Consider the following 7,075-nt stretch of genomic DNA (forward strand, 5'->3'; position numbering starts at 1 on the left):
TTTTTCTGTCTTCCTCAAAAGCTCGTCAAACACACCTCAAAGCGGTATCCTTTCCTTTCCACAGCCGAACGGGGATAGCGTGATGGACACTCTTGTCGAACTCTTGCTGGAATCGGTGAAGCGGTTTCCGAATACTCCTTTTCTGGAGGCGGATCGGGAGGGCATCGGCCGCATTTCCCTCTCTCGCGCCGGACTGCTGGAGCGGGCGGCGGCCGTGGCCGCGCGCCTCGCGGGGGGGGGGGTTCGGCCGGGGGATGCGGTCGGTCTTCTCTCGCCGAACCGCCCGGAGTGGGGGGCGGGGTATTTTGGCATCCTGCTCGCCGGCGCCGTCGTGGTTCCCCTCGATGTGAACCTCAAAGAGGGCGAGCTTTCGAACATCCTCTCGCGTTCGGGGGCGGCCGCGCTGGTGACGGATCAGACGGAGGCTGCGCGCGGCGCCGGGCTGCGGGACCGGGGCCAAAATCTGAAGCACTTGTTCCGCTGCGACACGGCCGAAGCCGCTCCCGATGCACGTGCGGGCGGCTGGCCCGGTGAGCGGCGCGGGCCGGATGATCTCGCCCTTCTCTCGTTCTCCTCCGGCACAACGGGCACGGCGAAGGGAATTATGCTGACCCACCGGAACATCGCCTCAAACGCCGTGGCGGCGCTCTCGTCGTTTCAGTGCGGCCCGGAGGATGTTTTTCTCTCGATCCTTCCGCTTCACCACATGTTCGAGGGAACGGGCGGGTTTCTCTGTCCGCTTCTCGCGGGGGCGCGTGTGTACTACCTCGACTCGCGCAATCCGCGGGTTTTGGTCGAGGCGATGCAGCGGGAGGGGGCTTCCATCCTTTTGATGGTTCCGGCGCTGGCCCGGCTCATCCACAAGCGGATCTGCGGACAGATCGAAGAGATGGAAGGGGTGCGGGGAATGCTGGGCCGTCTTCTTTTTTCGCTCTCCCGGGCGGCCCTGCGGCACGGCTGGCGCATCGGGCATTTTCTTCTCCCCCAGGTTCGCAGCCGTCTCAGCCCCCGCCTTCGCTACCTTGTTTCCGGCGGCGCCGCCCTGGATGTGAACGTGGCATTCGATCTGCTGGCCCTCGGCCTTGAAATCATCCAGGGCTACGGCTTGACGGAAACCGCGCCCGTGACCCATACGAACCGGCCCGGAAAGGCAAACCGGCTGGGCACGGTCGGCCCGCCCGTCCCGGGCGTGGAAGCGCGCATCGTTCCCGTCGAAGGGGCCGCGGAGGGAGAGGGCGAGATCTGGATCAGGGGGCCGAACGTGATGAGGGGGTATTACGATGCGCCTGGGCTGACGGCGGAGGTGTTCGAGGGGGAGTGGTTTCGCACCGGAGACATCGGCCGGGTGGATGCGGAAGATTATCTGACGATCTGCGGACGTGTGAAAAACGTGATTGTCGCGCCTTCGGGAAAGAATATTTATCCCGAAGAGGTGGAGGAGGAGCTGGCGGGAAGCCCCCTGTTCCAGGACGCCTGCGTGATCGGCAAGAAGGACGCCCGGGGGGGCGAGGAAGTCTTCGCCGTCGTCACGATCAATCCGGAGGCCGGGGTCCCGGAAGGGGTGGAGCGGGAAGAAATCGTGCGCCGCGAGCTGAACCGCCTTTGCGCCGCATTGGCCGACTACAAGCGGGTGAGTGGTTTTTGTGTCTGGCCCGATGAGACACTCCCGCAGACCACCACCCTCAAGTACCGGCGGGAGGAGATCAAAAAGGTGCTGCGAGAGCTCCCTGGCTACTCCCCGGATGATTTTTGAAACGGGCCGATTCGCATTTCGGGGTTGTATGATTCCCTGAAATAACGCACTCTCGCCCGCACCCTTTTCGTTCCATCGCCTTGGAAGCCCCCTCTCCGCTTCATCGCCACGGCTTGGGTGCCAGGTGTCTGTAGCCGGAAGCGAAGGAGAACGTTTTGTCGCTTGATATCGCCATCCTCTTTGCACTGGGGGCCGCAGTTTCCTACGCCTGCGCCGATATGTTCGCGCGGGTCGGGGTGGAGCGGTGCGATGAGTTTGTCGGCTCCATGATTGCGCTCACCGGCCAGATGGCGATGTTCATCATCCTGGTGGTGGCGGCAGACGTGCGGTTTCCTCCTTTCGGGGCGCATTATTTTTGGGTGGCCCTGGGCGGCGCGTTCAACCCGGGGCTTTTCTTCATTTTTTTCGTGATCGGCATTGCCAAGATCGGAGTGGCACGGGCGGCGCCGATCAAGGGAAGCTCGCCAATTCTGGGCGCGCTGCTGGCGATCATTTTCCTGGCCGAGCGGCCCGCCTGGTACCACCTGGCAGGAGTTATACTGGTGGTGGCGGGCGTTGCGCTGATCTCCTCGGGCAAGACCGAGGGAAGGTGGCGGCGAAGCGACGCCATCTGGCCGCTGCTCGCGGCGCTGGTCTCGGGCTTTGCCGCCAACTTCTGGCGGACGGGGCTCCAGTCTTTTCCCGATTCGATGGCGGCCAACATCGTGGGCGTGGCCGCAGCCCTTGCGCTGATGGCTGCGTATACCCTGGCGTTCAGACGCGGCCAGATGGCCGAGAACATCCGCCGGGGGTGGAAGCCCTTTCTCCTGTTCGGGCTGGCGGCGGGCGCCGGGGTGTTTTTCTATGCCAAGGCGCTTCAGATCGGCGAGGTCTACCGGATGCTGCCCCTCATTCAGACGGCACCGCTCTTCACGGTGGCGCTGGCGCTGATTTTCTTCCGACGGAAAGAACACATCACTTGGCGCGTGCCGGCGGGCGCTTTGTTCACGGTGGGCGGTGCGCTGCTCGTCACGCTTCGGCTGGGCCTGATGTGAGGTTGTAAGTCTTTCGATGAAGGAAACTGTGGATGCAGATTGACGCGGCGGTCCTCTTTGCCGTCGGGGCGGCGTTCTTTTTCGCCGTGGCCGACATGTTCGCCCGGTACGGCGTCCAGCGGGCGAACGCTTTTGTGGGGACGGTCATCACGCTGGCGGGAGAGATCATTTTCTTTCTGGCGGTCATTCCCTTCACCGGGCTGGAATTTCCGCCCCTGAGCAGCGCCTATCTCTGGATATCGGCGGGCGGCGCGACCAATCCGGCCCTTTTCCTCATTTTCTACATCATCGGTATCTCGAAGATCGGCGTATCGCGCGCGGCGCCCATCAAGGGGTGCTCCCCGCTCTTCGGCGCGCTGACGGCGGTCCTTTTCTTCGGCGAGCAGCCTTCCTGGTTCAACATTGTGGGTATCTTGCTCGTCGTCGGGGGCATCGCGCTCATCTCCTCGAGCACGGGCGGCGAGGGAAGGGGGAGGCGCATTGACATCCTCTGGCCCATCGCCGCCGGGATAGTCGCCGGCATCGGAGCCAACTTCTGGCGGAGAGGGATGGGGTCTTTCCCCGATACCCTGGCCGCCTCGTTCGTGGCCGCCGCCGCGGGGATTCTCGTTGCGGGCCTCTATGCCCTCCTCTCGGGCAACGCCCGCAAGCCGGGCGATCTCAAATGGGGGCTCAAGTACTACACGGTGTGCGGGATCATGGGCGGCGCGGGCATCTTATGCTACGCCAACGCACTGCAGCGGGCCGAGGTCTACCGGGTGCTCCCCATCATTCAGGTATCGCCGCTTTTTGCGGTCATTTTCTCGATCGTGCTCCTGCGCCGGACCGAGGGCATCACCTGGCACGTCCCGGCCGGCGCTTTGTTCACCGTCGCCGGGGCCATCCTGGTGACCTTGCGGCATCTTTCCCCGTGATCCATCGGGGTGTTTCGATCTGGACGGAAACGGGAAAAACCTTTATAAGTCCCACCTCGGAGGCGCCGCCCCCGCCGGGCCGCATCCTCCTCGTCCCCATCGTCTAGCCTGGCCCAGGACACCGGCCTTTCACGCCGGCAACAGGGGTTCAAATCCCCTTGGGGACGCCACTTTAACCCCCGCTGCGGCTGTAAGCCGTAGATTTAAAACCACTTCTCGCTCCCAAGGCTCTTTTGGCTTCTTGATTTTCGGCCCCAGTTCGATGCGGTCGATCACTTCCCGGACTAATGAGCCCGGCTTGTCCAAAAACCCAAACGAACCAAAATCCCCTATGTGAGAGCCTTTTGAGTTTCAAGCAGGACATGGATGGAGTTTTTGCGGAGGACAGGGAATTGCTCTTAGGAGCAAGGCGACGAAAGGCCTGCATTCAAGCTGAAATTATCAATTCGCCATGCACAGGGCACAACCAGTACAAATACCCAAAATTCTGCGAAAATTATCAATTCGCCATGGACAGGTCGATTTCTGTTCCGGCCCACTTTTTCTCAGCCTTCATGTGCTCGCGGGCACTCCGGATGAAATTCTCATAATACTCTGGCCGGACAAGCTCATCCTGATGTTAATCAGCCCGGATTTTTTTCACGGCAAGACGGTGTGCCCGCAATACCGACTCTGTATAGCCATTGGGCAAATCAAGTCCATTGGAAACGATTTCCAGTGCCGCCCTGAATTCGGCACCGGCATAATTGTCCGTCATCGGCAAATAATTTTCGTCGTGCGCGTTCTGCCCGTCGACAACAGAGGCCATTTCCTTGAAAATTTCTCCCACCTGTTTCTCGGTAACGATGTCCCACTCCAACCAATTGGCAATATGCTGACTGGAGATGCGCAGAGTGGCCAGATCCTCCATGAGATTTGTTCCCTCTAAGTTCGGAACTTTCGAGCAGCCAATTCCCTGACCGACCCAACGCGAAACATAGCCAAGTATGCCCTGGGCATTATTTTTAAGTTCTGCCTGAATCTCTTGAGGCGTTAACTCCCTATCAAGCAATGGAATTGTTAATATGTCATCGAGACTGGCGCGGTCTCTGTTGGCCAGTTCTTTTTGTCTTCCCTCAACATCCACATAATGATAATGCATGGCATGTATCGTCGCGGCGCTTGGAGATGGCACCCAGGCAGTGTTTGCTCCCGCTTGAGGATGAGCTATTTTGGCGCTGTACATGGCTTTTAAATTGTCCGGCATGACCCACATGCCCTTTCCGATTTGGGCATGACCCGGCAGGCCGCACTCAATTCCAATATCCACGTTCCAGTCTTCGTATGCCAAAAGCCATTGTTGTTGTTTGATTTCTTCTTTGCGCAACATTGCACCTGCATACATACTGGTATGAATCTCATCTCCGGTTCGATCCAGAAAACCTGTGTTGATAAATACAATGCGGTCTTCAGCCGCACGTATGCACTCTTTCAGGTTCACGGTGGTTCTTCTTTCTTCATCCATAATGCCTATTTTGATCGTGTTTTCATCTAGGCCCAGGGCCTTTTCCACATGACCAAACAGCTCCACCGTTGCGGCCACTTCCTCGGGACCATGGAGCTTGGGTTTTACAAAATAAATACTACCGGTTTGACTGTTGACGATTTGACCGTTTCTTTTAAGGTCATGGACGGCGGCCAATGATGCGACCATTGCATCGAGGAAACCCTCTGGTATCGGTTTGCTGTCTTCTGTAAGCACGGCATCAGTATACAAATGAATGCCTACATTACGATTCAACAACAGACTTCGGCCAGGCAGAGTGTATTCCTTGCCCTTTGGCGACATATAAGTTCTATCAGGATTAAGTTTACGAATCATCTCTTGATTTTTTTTTGTAAAGGTTGCCTCTAGTGTTCCCTTCATAATTTTATTCCAGTTTCTATAAGCATTTGCCTTGTCGTCCGCGTCTACCGCCGAAACGGAATCCTCAAGGTCTTGTATGGTTGTGACAGCGGCTTCAAGCAGAATATCTTTCACGCCGGCCGAATCGTATCTTCCGGCCGTTTCGTCGTCCCGGTCGATTTGAATTTCAATATGCAAGCCGTTGTTTCGGAGTAAAACGCTGGTGAGCTCGCTATCAGCTTCATTGAAACCTACAAATTGAGAGCGATCGCCCAGATGTGTTTCGTTCCCGTCGCCAACTACGGCGACCAGATCTTTGTTCTCATCCAGCTTGTAGTGGGTCGCAAGAGCGTGGGAGCCTTTTTCCAGCGCCGCAACGTCATCGAGGAAGTTTTTCGCGTATGCAATTACCCTGGCCCCGCGCCGGGGATTGTAGCCATTGGGCCCATCGCCCCTTTTCTCTGCGCCTCTGTCTTCGGGAATCATGTCGAAACCGTACAACGCATCGTAGAGGCTCCCCCATCGGGCGTTCGCCGCATTTGTGGCGAAGCGCTCGATCGTTAAGGGAACGACAAGCTGGGGGCCCGCGATTTCCGCAAGCTCCCTGTCCACATTTTGTGTGTTGACTTTGAAGTCAGGGCCTTCTGGAATTAAATACCCGATTTCATGTAGGAAGGATTTGTATTCTTCCATGTCGAGAGGTTTGCCTTTCTTCTCCTTATGCCAGGCGTCGATCTCTTTCTGGATGCGATCCCGCTCTTGCAGCAACTCTCTGTTCTTGGGTTCTAATTTATTCGCAATTTCGCCGAGAGAACGCCAGAAAGAATCCGGATCGACACCAGTTCCTGGCGCGATCTCATCATTAACTAAATCATACAAAGGCTGGGCGACTTGTAGACCGGCAATTTCAACGTAATCTGGATTCATAACTTCCCATCCTATTTTTATCGAAAATTATTTGGGAGCACCTTTTACTGAGATTATGAAGCAATGATCTGCATATGGCGAATTCCTGGTTGCGCAGAGATGGGGGCTGGGCAATCTAATTTTCCTGATAATTCCATGTTCTATTTTCGATTTCTGGTCTCAAAAACCTTTTCAATTCAAATTCATTTCGCCGTTTTGCCGTTTTTTGTGCTGAAACACCAGCTGGATTTCTGGTTAGAATAGGGGTGCGCCCAAATTTTGAAGATGTATCCTCCCCGTTGGCCTGAAGAGGGACCGTACCCGATGGCGCGAAACGCTTCCTTTGACTTCCCGCCGCCCCGCCTTTCCGCCCTGGCGGCGCGCCAGAAAAAAGACGGTGTGCTCTCGAAGGACACGGTGGCGGCGCTGGCCCGTGAGATGGACGTTCCCGCACATGAGCTCTACGGGCTCGCGAGTTTTTTTCCGCAATTCCGGCTGGCGCCAACCGATGGGCCGGAAATCCAAATCTGCCAGGACTTGAGCTGCCAACTGGCGGGGAGCGGAAAGCTTCTGGAGGCAGCAC

Annotated in this window: 5 protein-coding genes and 1 tRNA gene; 5 read left to right on the forward strand and 1 reads right to left on the reverse strand. The window is 57.4% G+C overall.

The genetic code is table 11. From position 1 onward, the window contains the following. Positions 1-82: 82 nt before the first annotated feature. The 4 genes from O2807_09895 (at position 83) to O2807_09910 (ending at position 3,871) form a co-directional block, all read left to right on the forward strand. Positions 83-1,753 (forward strand): class I adenylate-forming enzyme family protein, encoded by a 1,671-nt coding sequence (locus tag O2807_09895; protein ID MDA1000807.1) that lies wholly within the window; start codon positions 83-85, stop codon positions 1,751-1,753. A gap of 155 nt (positions 1,754-1,908) precedes the next feature. Next, positions 1,909-2,787: an EamA family transporter gene (locus O2807_09900; protein MDA1000808.1), complete on the forward strand. Its 879-nt coding sequence runs from the start codon at positions 1,909-1,911 to the stop codon at positions 2,785-2,787. 32 nt (positions 2,788-2,819) lie between these two features. Beyond that, positions 2,820-3,701, forward strand: a complete 882-nt coding sequence (locus O2807_09905; protein ID MDA1000809.1) for a DMT family transporter — start codon at positions 2,820-2,822, stop codon at positions 3,699-3,701. A 92-nt stretch (positions 3,702-3,793) separates the two neighbouring features. Beyond that, positions 3,794-3,871 (forward strand) — tRNA-Glu (locus O2807_09910). Positions 3,872-4,320: 449 nt separating this feature from the next. On the opposite strand, the gene O2807_09915 is transcribed toward O2807_09910, so the two are convergent. Beyond that, positions 4,321-6,513 (reverse strand): malate synthase G, encoded by a 2,193-nt coding sequence (locus tag O2807_09915; protein ID MDA1000810.1) that lies wholly within the window; start codon positions 6,511-6,513, stop codon positions 4,321-4,323. Positions 6,514-6,816: 303 nt separating this feature from the next. Here O2807_09915 and O2807_09920 point away from each other — a divergent pair. Continuing rightward, on the forward strand, positions 6,817-7,075 hold a 259-nt coding region (locus O2807_09920; GenBank protein ID MDA1000811.1), incomplete at its 3' end, for an NAD(P)H-dependent oxidoreductase subunit E.

The sequence above is a fragment of the bacterium genome (assembly GCA_027622355.1).
GTDB lineage: Bacteria > UBA8248 > UBA8248 > UBA8248 > UBA8248 > JAQBZT01.